Below are 14,929 nucleotides of genomic sequence, written 5' to 3'. Positions count from 1 at the left end.
CGCCGCGCGTCCGTCACCGCGAGCGCAGTTCCCGCTTGAGCAGTTTGCCGCTCTGGTTGCGGGGGAGTTCGTCGACGAACCGCACCTTCTTCGGGACCTTGAACGGCGCGATCCGGGAGCGGACGTGCTCGATCAGTTCCTGCTCGGTCACCGACCGGCCGTCCCGCACCACGACGACCGCGGTGATGGCCTCGATCCACTTCTCGTCCGGCTCGCCGATGACGGCCACCTCCGAGACCGCCTCGTGGGTGTAGATCGCGTCCTCCACCTCGCGGGAGGCGACCAGGATGCCGCCGGTGTTGATCACGTCCTTGATGCGGTCGACCACCGTGATGAAGCCCTCGGCGTCGCGGGTGACGAGGTCGCCGGAGTGGAACCAGCCGTCACGGAACGCGTCCTCGGTGGCGGCCGGGTTCTCCCAGTAGCCGCGGCACAGTTGCGGCGAACGATAGAGGATCTCGCCGGCAACCCCGGGTTCGACGTCGTTGCCGTCGGAGTCGACGACCCGGGTCTCGACGAAGAACACCGGCCGGCCGCACGACGACGGCCGGTCCTCGTGCTCCTCCGGTCGCAGAACCGTTGCCAACGGCCCGATCTCGGACTGCCCGAAGCAGTTGTAGAACTGCATGCCGGGGAACTGCTCGCGGAGCCGGTTCAGCACGGTCACCGGCATGATCGACGCGCCGTACTGGGCCTTGCGCAGCGAGGACAGATCTCTGGTCGCCAGGTCCGGGTGACCGGCGAGCGGAACCCAGACGGTAGGCGCGAGGAACAGCGACCCGATGCGGTCCGCCTCGACGCGACGCAGGATCTCCGGGATGTCCGGGGTCGCCATCAGCCGGACGGTCGCGCCCACGGAGAGGTACGGAAGCATGAAGACGTGCATCCCCGCCGAGTGGTAGAGCGGCATGGCGATCAGCGGGTTGTCGTCCGCGGTGAAGTCGAGGGCGATCACCGACGACACGTATTCGCTGATGAGTGCCGCGTGGGACATCATGGCGCCCTTGGGCTTCGAGGTGGTTCCGGAGGTGTAGAGGAGCTGGGCGAGATCGTCGCCGTCGGCCACCGAGGTGAACTGGTCGGACGGCCTGGTCGCCGTCTCGAGCAGTGAATCGTCGGCGTCGCGCAGTGGGACGATCTCCTCGACCTCGGCGAGATCGCCGCGGATCTCGTCGATCCGTTCGGACAGGGCGGGGTCGACGAGGACGGCACGTGCGCCGGACTGCACGACGAGATAGCGGAGTTCCTCACCCCGCAGCGCGTAGTTGATCGGGACGTGGACGAGTCCCGCGCGGCAGCACGCCAGGAAACCGATGACATACGCGTCCGAGTTCGTGCCGTATGCCGCCACCCGGTCGCCCTGCTGCAGTGCGCGGGCCACCAGCCCGGCGGCGGCAGCGGACACCGCGTCGTCGAGTTGTCGATAGGTGAAGGAACGGTCGTCGAAGACCAACGCGGTGCGGTCGGGATGCCGCGCCGCGGACCTGCGGAGGATGCCGTCGATGGTGTTGGCGGAAGAAGGTCGCGAAGCCATGCCGTCGACGATACTTGGACGTCCTAGTGAACCGTGGCGGATCCGCCCATCAGTTCCCGGGTCTGCCCGTCAGGGCCAGAAGATGGTGCCGTTCAGGAAGTCCTGGGCGAATCGGTTGCCGGTTCGGTACTCGCCGCCGAGCGGGACCCCGAAGTACCCGCCCGCTCCGCCGGTCTCCTCCCACTTGCGCCGGATCTGGCCCCAGACGATCTGCGCGCCACCGGTTTTCGACCATGTGACCACACCGCCCTGGAAGTCGTTGCTCCGTCCGCTGCCCGACCGGTACTCGTTGCTGACCGGATAACCCAGCGCACCGCGCTCGGCCCCGGCCTTCTGCCACCGGCTCCGGATCGCGCCGCCGACCTGGTGTGCCGTACCGCCGTCGGCGGCGGGGTGCCAGTAGAACGACGTGTCGCGTGAGAACACCTGGAATCTGCCACGCTTGGCTCCCGCGCGTTCGGGGCCGGTCGGGACGCCCCACTTGAAGAAGCCGCCCGTCGACGAGTAGGCCTCGCCGATCTTGCCGCCGACGAGGTGACCGTTGATGATCCGATCGGCCTGCGCACTCGGCGCGAGCATCACCAGCGACACCATCGTCGCCACGACCGCGACGCTCGCCACCCGCCGTCGGACGCGTCTGCGAACGGACTCCGGACGGAGGTCACGGGCGGGGCTCGGCGTCGACGTCGTGAGGGCAGACATGCGCGCGATGGTACGGACGTCCCACGGCGCCTGCTGTTGGACAGCTCACATCAGGGGTGAAACCGCAGGTGTCAGGGGCCCGCGGGAGCCTCGGGTGGGGGTGAGTTCTCCGTGGTGGTCGTGGTGGTCGTCTCGTCCGGGGCCTCTCTGGCGGGCGGCGCGGCATGTGTGGAGGGGTCCGGCGCCGGCGGGTCCGTCGTCAGGGGGCCCGGCGCAGACGGTTCGGGAGCCGGGGCGGCGGGCGGTACGACGATCCAGTTCGCCGACCGGACGGTCACCGTCTTCGACGCGCCGACCGCCGTCAGCGTCAGCGTCCACACCCCGGTGCTGGTGGTGGAGCCGGACACCGAGGTGCGCTGTAGGGCCGAACCGGCGACCGACCGCGTCACGCCGTCGGTGCACGAGAGGGCGACCGTACCCGCCGAAGCGCTGCCGGGGGCCGTGCAGCCCACCGACAGCCCGGCGTCGTCGAAGCTGAAACTGCCGATGAACTCCCCCGAACCGCTGAACGAGGTCGGCGTCGCGGGGGCCTCGGCCGGGGCTCCCGGTGCCGGCGCGCCGGGGACGCCCGGCTCCGACCCGGGTTCGGGCGCCTCCGGACCCGGCGCCTCGTACCCGGGCGCCTCGGGGACCGGGGCGTCGGAGGCGGGCACCGATGCATCCGGTGGTGGCGCGTCCGAGGCCGGTCCCGGGTTGCCCGGCGCGGCGGGCGTGACCGCGGAGTCCGATTCGGACGAGTCCGGTCCAGCGGAGTCCGGAGCCGCCGAGTCCGAGTCCGGTGCTCCTTCCGGCAGACCGCCGTGCTCCTCGGCCCGCTCCTCGAGGGCCGGGGCGGCCGCGGGATCGCCCGGCGCGATCAGTCCGTTGTGCTCGGCGTCCTCCTCGGTGTCCGCCTCGAACGGCGTGTTCAGCGCGGCCGGGGTGGGCAGCGGACCTGACGGTGGCGGGAAGCGGCTCAGATCGAGCAGTCCGCCGAGCGGTTGCGAGAAGATCTGTCCGGTCAGGAAATTCAGCAACTGGAGGGCATCGCCGACCGGGGTGCCGGGGGCAGCCGGGACCGACGGCGCGGGCACGATGGTCGTCGACTTGCCGACCGCGGTGACGTTCTGGTTGTTGTACGCGATGCGGGTGACCGATCGACTCTTGTACCCCTCCCACGTCCGGCCCTCCAGCCGGTACCCGCCGAGCGGGGCGGCGGCCGGCGGGGCGAGCGGATTGCCGCACGAGCACATGGCGCGCGGGACGCCGGCGGAGTCGACGTAGACCGCCGTCCCACGCTGCAGGACGGACTGGAACGGGACCGCTCGGCCGGAGGTGTACGAGTGGTTGGTCACCCAGGTGTCGGTGGTCAACACCACGGGGGAGAGGGTGTTCAGATAGTGCGGGATGTCGGCGGTGCCGATGCCGTAGACGCCGGCCCAGGCGCGAGCCGCCGGGGGATCGGCGAGCAACCGGTTGCTGAGTGCCGCGGTGTCGCAGGCGGCGGTGTCTCCCGCGGCATACAACCCGGCGTCGGTGCCGTTGACCGCGCGGCCACCGAGGTCGGCTGCGCCCGCGGTACCGGTGAGTGCCACGTTCGCCGGGAGGTCGCCGGCCCCGGACACGAGGACCGGATCGGTGAACGGATCGATCCCGGGGTCGTTCGCCGCGGTCAGGGTGAGGCCGGGGACGTAGATGTCCCCGTCGCGGGCCTTGACGACGAAGACGATGCCCGCGGCGAGGACGAGCGCGAGGACGACCACGACGGCGCTCAGTACGAGGGTCAGTGCGCGACGACCGTCGGGCCGCGGCGGGATCGCGCCGTACGGGGTCGACGGGTGGGTCGGGGGACCGGGTGGATAGGTCATCGCGCAGCTCCTACTGGTCCACTCCTGCCCGGGCGGGCAATCGTTCGACCCGAGCCCAGTATCGGCGCGTCACAGAACGGGGAGCAAGGCTTGACCAGCATTTTCACGTCGTCGACGGCAAATCTCGACCGTTTGGACCACACCGCCGTAACGCCGCGCGGCGGGGCACCGACACCAGTCCGGGCCCCGCGCGCGGAGCCGGGTCAGGCCCGGCCGAACACCATCGATTCCTCGACCTTGTTGATGCGGTGGTCGATGGCGTCGCGGTAGTAGTTGTGCCGCACCTGCCAGTGACCGCGGGTGCCCGACTTCGGCAGTGCATCCGGGGACCGTTCGACGTACCCCGCCTTGAGATCCCACAGCGGCCGCGAACCCATGACCTCCGAACCCAGATGCGGATAGGCATGGGTGTAGCCGTTCGTGCGCATGTACCTGATCAGGTCGGCGACGGCGCGAGCGGTCATGTCCGCGCGAAGGGTCCACGAGGCGTTCGTGTAACCGACCGACCAGGCGAGGTTCGGGACGTCCTCGATGAGGTAGCTCTTGAAGACGAAGCGGTCGTGCGGTTTCACCTCGGCGCCGTCGACGCGGAGCCGGGTACCGCCGAAGCCGAGCAGTTGCAGTCCGGTCGCGGTGACGATGATGTCGGCGTCGAGGTGCTTGCCTGAGGTGAGGGTGACCCCCGAGGCGTCGAACCGGTCGATATGGTCGGTGACCATCTCGACCTTGCCCTCGGTGATGTCGGCGAAGAGGTCGGCGTCGGGGACCATGCACATCCGCTGGTCCCACGGGTTGTACGTCGGATTGAAGTGCAGGTCGACCGGATAGTCCTCGGGCAGGTTCGCGACGACGTTGCTCCGGATCATCTTGCGTCCGAGCTTCGGGAACCGGTGGGTCAGGTGCACGATCGCGGCCGTCTGGGCCGCGTACCTGGTGCGGATGACCTTGTGCGCCGCCTGCGGTGGCAACAACTTCTGCACGAGCGGTGCCAGGTACTGCTTCTGCTTGGACGAGAAGATGTACGACGGCGAACGCTGCAGCATCGTGACGTGCTCGGCCTGCTCGGCGAGGCTCGGGATGAGACTCACTGCCGTCGCACCGCTGCCGATCACCACGACGCGCTTGCCCCGGTAGTCGAGGTCTTCGGGCCAGTGCTGCGGGTGCACGATCTGGCCGGTGAAGTCATCGGCACCGGCGAACCGCGGTGTGTAGGGGTTGTCGTAGTCGTAGTAACCGGTCGCGAAGATGACGAATCTCGCGCGGTGGGTCTCGCGGCGCCGGTCCTCACCGACCTCGACTCCCAGTGTCCAGGTGTCGGTCGCCGAGTCCCAGTCGGCGGTCAGGACGTGCTCGCCGAACCGGATGTGTTCGGCGATGGCGAACTTGTGGGCGGTGTCCTCGATGTACTCCCGGATGTCGTTTCCGTGCGCCAGCGCCCGCGGCTTGCGCCACGGCTCGAACGGGTAACTCAGCGAGTAGATGTCGCTGTCCGACCGCACGCCGGGGTACCGGAACAGGTCCCACGTCCCGCCCATGCGTTCGCGGCGTTCGAGGATCAGATAGTCGGCGTCGGGATTCTGCTCCTTCAGCCGATAGGCGCAGTCGATGCCGGACAAGCCGGCGCCGATGATGATCACGTCGCGCTCGGTTGGCTGTGTGGCGTTCGGTTCGCTGTCGGTCACGGGGACCTCCTCGGTGGGGATGCCTCAGGTGCTGTCATCATGCAACACTTGTCTTCAGATGTGACGGAATCACACCAACCGTAGGCCTGCCCGCCTGCGGCCAGTCATCGCGCGAGGTCAGGGGACGCAAGATGCCGATGGAAAAACACACTTACGGCCGAATCTGTGAGCCGCTGTGCGGCATGATCGCGACCGTCGAGGACGATCGGCTGGTCTCATTGCGGCCGGACAAGGAGCACCCGCTGTCGCGGGGCTTCGCGTGTCCGAAGGGGATCGCGTTCACCGAGATCGTCAACGATCCCGATCGTCTACGGCACCCCCTCCGACGACGCCCCGACGGCGAGTTCGAGCAGATCTCATGGGACACGGCGCTCGAGGAGATCGGCCGCCGGCTCGTCGAGGTGCACCAGAAATCCGGCAGCGACTCGATCGGCTGGTACTTCGGCAACCCGGCGACGTTCTCGACCGGACACACGCTGTGGACCGCGATCTTCATGAACCTCCTCGGCACGCCGCACGTGTACTCGGCGGGATCCCAGGACGTGAACAACCGCTTCGTCGCCAGCCACTTCCTGTACGGCAACCCGCTGACCGCGCCGATTCCCGACATCAACCGCGTCGACTACCTCGTGATCATCGGGGCGAATCCGGTCGTGTCGCATGGCAGCGTGATGAGTTCGCCGCGTATCCGTGAGGGACTGAACGCGATCACCGCACGCGGCGGGTCCGTCGTCGTGGTCGATCCCCGCCACACCGAGACCGCCCGTGAGTTCGACTGGCTGCCGATCACGCCCGACACCGATGCGTTGTTCCTGCTGTCGCTGTTGCACGTGCTGTTCGACGAGAACCTCGCCGACCGTGAGCGGCTTCGGCGGCAGGCGCGCGGCGTGGCGGAGCTCGAGACGCTCGTCGCGGCCTACGCGCCGGAGGTGACCGCGGGCCGGACGGGCATCGATCCGGAGCGTGTGCGCGCTGTCGCCCGCTCGCTCGCCCGTACGGAGAGGGCCGCGGTGTACGGACGGGTGGGTACCTCACTGGGGCGCACCGGCACGCTGACGACCGCCCTGCTGGACATGGTGAACCTCGTCGCGGGCAACCTGGACGTGCCGGGCGGGTCGATGTTCGGTGATCTGGGGATTCCGGGTCAGCGCCTGGGCGTCGCCGCGCTGCAACGGCTTTCGAGCTTTCGCTGGGCGGGGCGCCGGAGCCGCGTCGGCAGCCTGCCGCAGGTCCTCGGGACCGCGCCGGCGTCGTTGATGGCCAAGGAGATCACCACCCCGGGCCGCGGGCAGCTGCGCGCGCTGTTCGTCAGCGCGGGCAATCCGGTGCTGTCGGTTCCGAACGGCGACGAATTACGTTCGGCGCTCGACGAACTCGACCTCATGGTGTCCCTGGACATCTACCGCAACGAAACCAACGCCCGGGCCGACTACATCCTGCCGGCCACCACGATGTACGAACGCGAGGACTTCCTGCTCCCGTTCCAGGCCCTGTTCACCACTCCGTTCAAGCAGGCCACCGAGGCGGTGATCCCACCGCAGGGCGAGGCGCGAGAAGAGTGGACGGTGATCAACGAACTGATCGGCTTCCTGTCGTCGGGGAGCCTGCTGATCCGTTCGCTGCACGTCGGCAACCAGCTGGCGCGACGCGTGGGCCGGCCGGTCACCCCGCGCCGGGTCTCGGACCTGGTGATCCGAATGGGATTGGGAGGAGACCGATTCGGCCTTCGACGCGGTGGACTCACCTACCGCCGTCTCGTCGAGGACCACCCGCACGGTGTCGTGGTCGCCGACGACCTCGCGCCCGGGCAGCTGGCCAAGAACGTCACGTACCTCGACGGCCGGATCCGGTTGGCCGCACCGGAGTTGATGGCCGAGATCGAGCGACTCGGTGTCGCTGACGACGCAGGGTATCCGTTGCGGCTCATCGGGATGCGCGAGATCCGGTCGGAGAACAGCTGGCAGCACAACGCGCCGATGTTGTTGCGCGGCGGACGGTCCCACGCGGCCCGGATGCACCCCGACGATGCCACGGCACGCGGGCTGGCCGAAGGCGACCTCGCGACGGTGGAGTCCCGGCACGGTCGGATCTCGTTGCCCGTGACCGTCACCGAGGACATCAAGCCCGGCGTCGTCGCGATCCCGCATGGATGGGGACACAACGGCTCCGGCGGTTGGACGCAGGCGAACGCGGCTGCGCAGAACGATCTGGGTGCCGGTGGCGTGAACGTCAACGCACTCACCTCGTCCGACCCGGCCGACCTGGAGCGACTTGCCGGGATGGCGAACATGACCGGGGTGCCGATACAGGTGTCGGCGTTGACCGAGAGCCGGGTGCGGTCCGAGACGGATGCGCAACCCGCTCGAACCTGAACGCACGCACCGGTTCCCGAGGAAAAAGATACTGCTCACTCAGGGAACCGGTGCGTGTTCAGGGTTTGGCGCGGTGTCCCGTGCGTCCGTACGTCATCCCGCCCACGGAGTCCGGACTCTTCCGTGTTCGAAGCGAACGGATCGCACCCGGGTCACGCAGCACGATTCTCACCGACGGATCGCGTCGGTGAGAATCGTGGAAAGCGCTCTCGCGCAGTGTTTACGGAGAGATCACATGCCGGCCGGGGGCATGAGCACGCTGTCGATGAGGTACACCTGCGCGTTCGAGGTGGTGACGCCACCGCAGACCACGCCGGCCTCATTGACCTTCAGGTTGTCGCCCGATCCGGTCACGTTGACCTGCTGACCTTCGAGAGTGGTGTGCTCCCCGACGATCTGGTCGGGGGTCGCCTGGCCCTCGACCACGTGGTAGGTCAGGATCTTGTTGAGCAGGTCAGCGTCGGTCTTGAGCTGCTCGACGGTCTCCGGGGGCAGCTTCGCGAATGCGTCGTCGGTCGGCGCGAACACGGTGTACTCACCCTCGTTGAGGGTCTTCACGAGGTTGACCTCGGGGTTCAGCTGACCCGAAAGTGCTTGCGTCAGAGTCGTGAGCTCGGGGTTGGTGGCCGCCGCGGTGGCAACGGGCACGGTCGACATCCCGTTCACCGATGCCGGTCCCGACGGATTGGCCTCGGCGTAGGCGGCGCAACCCGGCCCGACGAGGTTGGCGGCCGGATCGGCCATCGCGCTCTCGCTCATCATGGCGCTGGATTCGGTTGCCGCGCCGGTCGTTTCACTCGAGGTGTCCGAATCGTCACTGGAACAACCGGCCATCACGCCGACGGCGAGGACCAGTCCGGTCAACGCTCCTGCTACACGGGGAATTCGCTTGATCATCGTCGATCCAATCTGTGTTGGGGTGTCGACTGCGCCTGGCCGGCAGCCTCACAACGTCTTCGGCGCCCGGGGGCCCGCGGATTGGTCGGAGATGAGACTGATCGTCGAATGCCCGGTGTAGCTCACCGCGCGGGCGTCACTTCGCCCAGTCGGCGTCGGCCCACTGCTCGGCCCATTCCTGCCCTTCGGAGATGGCGCCCATCGTGGTCTGACCGTCGAGCGCCTCTCGGATGATGTCGGCGTGACCGCAGTGGTGGGCGGTCTCCCGGATGAGGTGGATGATCATGGTCCGAATCGACAGCCACTCGCGTTCCGGCTGCCACGGCGCCGTGGGCTGAGGGATCAGCTCGTCGAGGCTCTCGGCGTCGGCGATCACGCGGTCGAACTCGGCTGCCCCACGGTCGTATGCGGTCAGCCAGCCGGCGAGAGTCTCGTCGCCGGTCATCTCGTACTCGGTCATGGCCTGGCTCATGTCGAACTCGGCGTTCTCGTCCCGCTCGGTGACGACGCGGGCCGCATTCTCCTCGCCGTGCGCGAGATGCTTGATCAGCGCGCCGATCGTGAGGGTGCTGACCGTCGACTGCTTGCGGGCATCGTCGTCGGAGAGGTTGCGTGCGGTGATCTTGAGCATGTTGCGCTGATCCTGCAGCAGGATGAGCAGGTCGCGCTTCTCGCCGGTGACGTCGACGCTGAGTTCGGTGGAGGTGTAGGTGCTCATGATGTGTCCTCTCGGTTGGTGTGAGGACCACGCTATGAGTGATGGAGGACAGCTATGGTCCTCGTTGAATCGGGAGCTCCCCCGGGTCCCGGTGGCCCGGCGTGGAATGCGCCCAGCAGAGCGAGCCGGAAGTCGATATGTGGCTAGGCCCGCCCTGGTGGGTGGATATCAGCAAGGGGAGTCTTCGGCGGAGGCGCCGGCGAGCAAATCTGTTGAGCCGGGCGCGTTCGGGGGCGACCATGTCCGCATGACTTCGACCGGCAGTACCCCGTCCGACGCGACTTCGCGGCTGGCGTCGTTGACGCGCAAGCCCGATCGGGCAGCCGATCGCGAGCAGCTCGACGCCCTGCTCGACGAGACCAAGGCGGGGACCCTCAGCACCGTCGTCGACGGTCTGCCATGGTCGGTGCCGATGCTCTTCGCCCGGGACGGCGACTCGATCCTGCTGCACGGATCGACCGGGGCGGGTGCGCTCCGGCACGTCGCCGCGGGTGCGCCGGTGACGTTCACGGTGTTCGCGCTGGACGGGCTCGTCGTCGCCGACACCCTCTTCGACCATTCGGCGAACTATCGGTCGGCGGTCGTACGCGGAGTCCTCGAAGTCGCCGACGACGCCCAGGTAGCTTTGGAAGTGTTGTCCGACAAGCTGATTCCGGGGAGGGTGGCCGAGGTCCGGCCGACGACGCGCAAAGAGTTGGCAGCGACGGTGGCCCTGCGACTGCCGATCGTCGACGGCCAGTGGATCGCCAAGGCGCGGACGGGCGGGCCGGGTGGGGAGTCGGCGGACTGGACCGGCGTGGTTCCCGTGCGGACCGTGTACGACGCCCCGGTCACCTACAGCGGCGACGTGCCGCCCGACTCGGTACGAGCGCTCCTGGACTGATCTCGCCAGAACCGGAGATGCGCAACCAGCGGATAGGGGTGTGACCCGCTGGTTGCGCGTCCGGTGATCGCGTCGTGGGGCAGGCGAGGTCCTCGGAGTCTGCCCGACGCGATCGGCTGTTGGCGCGGCCCGGCTGCGGGTCGCGCAGTCGGTTCATCGTTCGCGCACGGTGGCGCCGTTACGCGCCAGGTTGGCGCACCACGGCAGCCATTCACCGCTGGCGCAGCAGGAACCGCTGGATCTTGCCGCTCGGCGTCTTGGGCAGGGCGTCGACGAAATGCACGGTGCGCGGGTAGGCGTGCGCGGCGAACTGCGTCTTGACCAGCTGCTGGAGCTCGGCTTCGAGCGCATCGGTGCCCTCGACCCCGTCCGCGAGGACGACGAACGCCTCGAGGACCTCGCCGCGGAGCTCGTCGGGGCGCCCGACGACGGCGACATCGACGACCGATGGATGAGTGATCAGCACGCTCTCGACGTCGAACGGGCCGATCCGGTAGCCGGCCATGATGATCACGTCGTCGTCGCGTGCGGAGAAGAAATAGCGGCCCTCGTCGTCCACTCGCCCGGTGTCACCGGTCAGGTACCACCGCCCGTCCGGCGAGAAGCGCTGCTTGGTCTTCTCCGGAGCGTCGAGGTAACCCTCGAACCACATCAGCGGGCTGGCCGGGACGTCGATGGCGATCTGACCGTCGACGATCCCCGCGGCGAAGCCGGGCATCGGCTGTCCCATCGAGCCCGGGACGAGGGTCTCGTGGACCGACTCGTGCCAGTGGTTGTTGATGAACATGCCGTGTTCGGTCTGGCCGTAGTGGTCGCGGACCTCGGTGTTGATGGCCCGCAGCGCCCAGTCGATGACGTCGGGGGTCAGCGGTTCGCCCGCCGACGACGCGCGGCGCAGCGAGAAGCCCGAGATGCGCGGGTCCTTGCTGAGCGCCCGGTAGACGGTCGGTGCCGCGGCGAAGTTGGTGACGCCGAGGTCGCCGAGGATCTTCGCGGTCAGTTCGGGGGTGAAGCCGGCGTGTAGCAGGAGGTTGCGCCGGCCGGCGGCCAGCGGCCCGAGCACGCCGTAGTAGAGGCCATAGGCCCAGCCGGGGTCGGCGGCGTTCCAGAACACGTCGTCGGCGCGGACATCCAGGCCGAAGTGCATGTAGGCGACGAACGAGGCGAGCGCCTTGACCGGGACCGGCACACCCTTCGGCGCGCCGGTGGTGCCGCTGGTGAAGAGCAGGATCAGGGTGCCGTCGCCGCCGACCGCGACCGACTGGGTGACCGGCTCGTGCGAAGCGATGAGTTCTTCGAACTGGTCGCCGGTTATCACCGTGGTGATCCCGTCGATGCCCGCGAGCTTGTCCGCCTGACTCGGCTCGGTGATCACGACCTTCGCGGCGCCGGCCTGCAACCGCATCTCGATCGCGGGTGTCGCGAACGCGGTGAACAGCGGGATGTAGATCGCGCCGAGACGGGCGATGGCCAGGAGCGAGACGACGAGCTCCTCGCGCTTGCCCATGAGGACGCCCACCGTGTCGCCACGACCGATGCCCATCTCCGCAAGGGCCGCCGCGAGTCTCTTGGACCGCTCGGCCAGTTCGCCGTAGGTGATGTCGGTGGTGACCGGACGTACGCCGCCGGGCTGCTGATCGTCGGTCTGCTCGACCTCGATCACGGTGAAGGCGATTGCCTCGGGATCGTGCCCGTCGACGAGGAGTGCCGCCGCATCGGCGTCGGACGCCCCGTAGATTGCCAACCATCGTTCGACCATGTCGGTGGGGGTCGTGGTGGCCTGTGTCATCGTGAACCTCGCTCCGTACTGAGTAAGCTGAGTCACAGTGTCCTCCGCGACCGGCCCCAGGAACACCCTCGAAAGAGGGGGAGAAGTGAGGTGAGATGCCCGAGCCGCTGAGCGGGATCGTCACCGAGGCGTTGCGTCGGGTGCGCAAGTCCAGTGGGGTGCCACTGGCCTTCGCGGGTGTCCTGAACGGACCGTCGAACCTGCGTCTGCAGCATTTCGCCGGTACGACCGTGGGCGCGTTGAACGGGGTGTCGGTCGACGTCGGGCACGGGCTGGGCGGCAAGGTCGTCTCGCTGAACCGGCCGATGGTCGTCGACGACTACCTCCGCACGCCGCGGATCACCCATCGCTACAACACGATCATCGAGCGGGAAGGGTTGCGCGCCATGATGGCCGCTCCGGTCATCGTCGATCGGACGCCCGTGGCGGTGCTCTACGGCGCGCTGCACACCCCGGACCCGATCGGCGGGCGGATGCTCGACGTCCTCGCGATGGAGGCCCGCACCGTCGAACACGAGATCGTCGCGTCCCGCGCCCGGCTCGAGCACGCCGCCCAGGACGAGGTGGAGATGCGCGATCGGATGACCGCGGCCTACGCGCGGCTTCGGTCGCTGGCCGAGACGGTCGACGACGCCCGGCTCGCCGACGAACTCGCGTCGATCACCGAGGCCCTGATCGCCGCGAGCCCGGCGTCGACGGCGCAGGTGGAACTGACCGGCCGGGAGCAGGACGTGATCTCCCTTGCCGCACTGGGTTATTCGAACGCCCGCATCGCGGAGACCCTCGGTGTCACCGTGTACACGGTGAAGGGCTACATGAAGGATGCGATGCGCAAGCTCGGGGCGTCGTCACGGCTGGAAGCCGTGGTGACCGCTCGCAGCGCCGGTCTGCTGCCCTGACGAACGCCGCTGGCAACCCCGGTCGGAGGGGTTGATCCGCGCGCAGATGGGTATCACCGGGTCCCATGCGAGCATTCTCAGCGGCACTGCTGGCCCTCGGCCTCATCGGAACACTCGTCGTGGCTACGCCGGCAACGTCGACGGCGGCACCCGCCGAGACATGTGGCACCGATCTCCGGCCTGCCGACCGCGAGCGGATCGTCGAACTCAGTACCTACGATCGGGATTCGAAGGACCTCCCTCTCATGCAGCTGCGACGAAACGTCGACAAGCTGTACGGGATCGTCGACATCCTCACCGACCGTCGCGACCGGCGCGGATTGTTCGCCCTCGGGTTGGCTGCGGTGGAACGCGACGCGGTGATGCCGCTGCAGAACAACCCGCCCGTCTTCCAGACCCCGCGGTGGGCCCCGGTCATCAGCCTCGAACTCCTCAACCGGTTCCTCGACGCCGTGCGAGGCAAATTCGGCGGCGGACCCGTCGCACCCCAGTGGCGGCACTATTTCGACATGGCCGATGATTGCGCCGTCCCCGGCCAACGGGTCGCGATGGCCGGTTACAACGCGCACATCACCGTCGACCTCGCCTATGCGACCGCCGACGCCCGGGCCACGACGGCGAATGCGCGGGATTTCTTCTTCATCGTCGACTCCATTGCCGCACATGGAAATTCGATCGTCACCGCGACACTCCGCGAATACGGCGTCGACCTCGGACCGATCTTCCGGTTCTACGTGGTCGGTGAGGGCCTCGACCGCGTCGTGGGAGCCGGCCGGGCGACCGGGCCGATGCTGCGGGCCGCCGACGTCGGATACAACGTGCTGACGTTCCGCAACGGGCTCGCGCTCCAGGATCCGGCGACCGCTGCTCGGGCACGCGGTGACGTGACCGGGCTGTGGAACACCGGCGAGACGGCGTTGACCGCGTTCCAGCGGGTCGGGCTGGTCCGATGACCGGCCGGTCGGCCTCATCGGTGGGTGTCGGGCAGGTCACGTCGGACGGGCCGGAATATCCCGAGCGGGGTCGTAGTTGTACCCCGCGACGGTGACGGACTCAATGCCCCGGGTCCCACCCTTTTGCCGCTTCGAGCGGCCTGTTTGCCGAGAGGCGCACTGACCGGCACCGTCCCTTTACGCAACGAAGCCGCCGACCCCTTGGGTCGGCGGCTTCGCTGTTCTCCGGGCAGACGGGTCTCAGTGGTCCCGCAGTTTCTCGATGAGCTCGTCCTTCTTCAGGTCGGAGTAACCCGAGAGGTCGAGTTCCTTGGCGCGGTCCTTGAGCTCCTCGACCGTCCAGTCCTCGTAGGACCCGGACTTGCCGCCGCTCTTGCCGACGTCCGACCGTGAGCTGTTGGCCGCGGCGTTGGCGATCCGGGCGGACTTCTCCTTCGAGTTGCCCTCGTCGCGCAGCTTCTCGTAGAGCTCGTCGTCCTTGACCGAAGGTCCAGGGTCCTTCTTGTTCTCTGCCATGGTCTACCTCCTCGTGGTGGAGATGAGCGGTGTCCGCACCAGGGTTGCCAGATGCGTCGGTGGTCAAACAACGGGATCGGGGTGGACGGATCGGACGCCGTGTTCACGATGACCGAACCCGAAGCGGGTGCGCGGTT

12 protein-coding genes are annotated in these 14,929 nt (G+C 68.3%); 4 read left to right on the top strand and 8 right to left on the bottom strand.

The window, feature by feature from the left end; all coding sequences use genetic code 11:
- Positions 1-13: 13 nt before the first annotated feature.
- The 4 genes from A9310_RS15315 to A9310_RS15300 all read right to left on the bottom strand — a co-directional run bounded on the left by A9310_RS15315 (position 14) and on the right by A9310_RS15300 (position 5,765).
- Positions 14-1,534 carry an acyl-CoA synthetase gene (locus A9310_RS15315; protein ID WP_065631337.1) on the bottom strand — a complete coding sequence of 507 codons (1,521 nt, stop codon included), beginning with the start codon at positions 1,532-1,534 and terminating at the stop codon, positions 14-16.
- A gap of 69 nt (positions 1,535-1,603) precedes the next feature.
- The gene (locus tag A9310_RS15310) at positions 1,604-2,236 is read right to left on the bottom strand and encodes an LGFP repeat-containing protein (RefSeq protein ID WP_065631336.1); all 633 of its coding nucleotides are present in this window, start codon (positions 2,234-2,236) and stop codon (positions 1,604-1,606) included.
- Positions 2,237-2,307: 71 nt separating this feature from the next.
- Entirely contained in the window at positions 2,308-4,083 is a 1,776-nt protein-coding gene (locus tag A9310_RS15305; RefSeq protein ID WP_065631335.1) for a DUF6777 domain-containing protein, read from the bottom strand.
- Between the two features lie 203 nt (positions 4,084-4,286).
- Complete coding sequence (locus A9310_RS15300; protein WP_065631334.1) at positions 4,287-5,765, bottom strand: NAD(P)/FAD-dependent oxidoreductase; 1,479 nt, start codon at positions 5,763-5,765, stop codon at positions 4,287-4,289.
- Between the two features lie 131 nt (positions 5,766-5,896).
- Between A9310_RS15300 and A9310_RS15295 the strand changes: the two genes are divergently transcribed.
- Positions 5,897-8,137 carry a molybdopterin-dependent oxidoreductase gene (locus A9310_RS15295; protein WP_065631333.1) on the top strand — a complete coding sequence of 747 codons (2,241 nt, stop codon included), beginning with the start codon at positions 5,897-5,899 and terminating at the stop codon, positions 8,135-8,137.
- A gap of 231 nt (positions 8,138-8,368) precedes the next feature.
- Here the strand turns inward: A9310_RS15295 and A9310_RS15290 are convergent, their stop codons facing one another.
- Positions 8,369-9,034: a fasciclin domain-containing protein gene (locus A9310_RS15290; protein ID WP_171011559.1), complete on the bottom strand. Its 666-nt coding sequence runs from the start codon at positions 9,032-9,034 to the stop codon at positions 8,369-8,371.
- A gap of 136 nt (positions 9,035-9,170) precedes the next feature.
- The gene (locus A9310_RS15285; protein ID WP_065631332.1) at positions 9,171-9,752 is read right to left on the bottom strand and encodes a DinB family protein; all 582 of its coding nucleotides are present in this window, start codon (positions 9,750-9,752) and stop codon (positions 9,171-9,173) included.
- A gap of 247 nt (positions 9,753-9,999) precedes the next feature.
- Here A9310_RS15285 and A9310_RS15280 point away from each other — a divergent pair, with 247 nt between their 5' ends.
- The gene (locus tag A9310_RS15280) at positions 10,000-10,635 is read left to right on the top strand and encodes a pyridoxamine 5'-phosphate oxidase family protein (RefSeq protein WP_065631331.1); all 636 of its coding nucleotides are present in this window, start codon (positions 10,000-10,002) and stop codon (positions 10,633-10,635) included.
- Between the two features lie 211 nt (positions 10,636-10,846).
- On the opposite strand, the gene A9310_RS15275 is transcribed toward A9310_RS15280, so the two are convergent.
- A complete protein-coding gene (locus A9310_RS15275; protein ID WP_065631330.1) occupies positions 10,847-12,424 on the bottom strand; it encodes an AMP-binding protein in 1,578 nt (525 codons plus the stop codon).
- A gap of 95 nt (positions 12,425-12,519) precedes the next feature.
- Between A9310_RS15275 and A9310_RS15270 the strand changes: the two genes are divergently transcribed.
- Together A9310_RS15270 and A9310_RS15265 are read left to right on the top strand one after the other, a co-directional pair.
- Positions 12,520-13,323: a LuxR C-terminal-related transcriptional regulator gene (locus A9310_RS15270; protein WP_065631329.1), complete on the top strand. Its 804-nt coding sequence runs from the start codon at positions 12,520-12,522 to the stop codon at positions 13,321-13,323.
- Between the two features lie 65 nt (positions 13,324-13,388).
- Positions 13,389-14,276 carry a DUF5995 family protein gene (locus A9310_RS15265; protein WP_065631328.1) on the top strand — a complete coding sequence of 296 codons (888 nt, stop codon included), beginning with the start codon at positions 13,389-13,391 and terminating at the stop codon, positions 14,274-14,276.
- A 240-nt stretch (positions 14,277-14,516) separates the two neighbouring features.
- On the opposite strand, the gene A9310_RS15260 is transcribed toward A9310_RS15265, so the two are convergent.
- Entirely contained in the window at positions 14,517-14,792 is a 276-nt protein-coding gene (locus A9310_RS15260; protein WP_065631327.1) for a Rho termination factor N-terminal domain-containing protein, read from the bottom strand.
- Between the last annotated feature and the right edge of the window lie 137 nt (positions 14,793-14,929).

Source organism: Gordonia sp. UCD-TK1 (genome assembly GCF_001691435.1).
Taxonomy (GTDB): domain Bacteria; phylum Actinomycetota; class Actinomycetes; order Mycobacteriales; family Mycobacteriaceae; genus Gordonia; species Gordonia hongkongensis.
The sequence above is the reverse complement of the archived record's forward strand: the minus strand, read 5'-3'. Positions and strand labels throughout refer to the sequence as shown.

Coding starts and splice junctions, on each gene's coding strand:
- A9310_RS15280 (WP_065631331.1), top strand. CDS start 10,000: ATGACTTCGACCGGCAGTACCCCGTCCGACGCGACTTCGCGGCTGGCG.
- A9310_RS15295 (WP_065631333.1), top strand. CDS start 5,897: ATGCCGATGGAAAAACACACTTACGGCCGAATCTGTGAGCCGCTGTGC.
- A9310_RS15315 (WP_065631337.1), bottom strand. CDS start 1,534: ATGGCTTCGCGACCTTCTTCCGCCAACACCATCGACGGCATCCTCCGC.
- A9310_RS15285 (WP_065631332.1), bottom strand. CDS start 9,752: ATGAGCACCTACACCTCCACCGAACTCAGCGTCGACGTCACCGGCGAG.
- A9310_RS15310 (WP_065631336.1), bottom strand. CDS start 2,236: ATGTCTGCCCTCACGACGTCGACGCCGAGCCCCGCCCGTGACCTCCGT.
- A9310_RS15275 (WP_065631330.1), bottom strand. CDS start 12,424: ATGACACAGGCCACCACGACCCCCACCGACATGGTCGAACGATGGTTG.
- A9310_RS15265 (WP_065631328.1), top strand. CDS start 13,389: ATGCGAGCATTCTCAGCGGCACTGCTGGCCCTCGGCCTCATCGGAACA.
- A9310_RS15305 (WP_065631335.1), bottom strand. CDS start 4,083: ATGACCTATCCACCCGGTCCCCCGACCCACCCGTCGACCCCGTACGGC.
- A9310_RS15260 (WP_065631327.1), bottom strand. CDS start 14,792: ATGGCAGAGAACAAGAAGGACCCTGGACCTTCGGTCAAGGACGACGAG.
- A9310_RS15270 (WP_065631329.1), top strand. CDS start 12,520: ATGCCCGAGCCGCTGAGCGGGATCGTCACCGAGGCGTTGCGTCGGGTG.
- A9310_RS15290 (WP_171011559.1), bottom strand. CDS start 9,034: ATGATCAAGCGAATTCCCCGTGTAGCAGGAGCGTTGACCGGACTGGTC.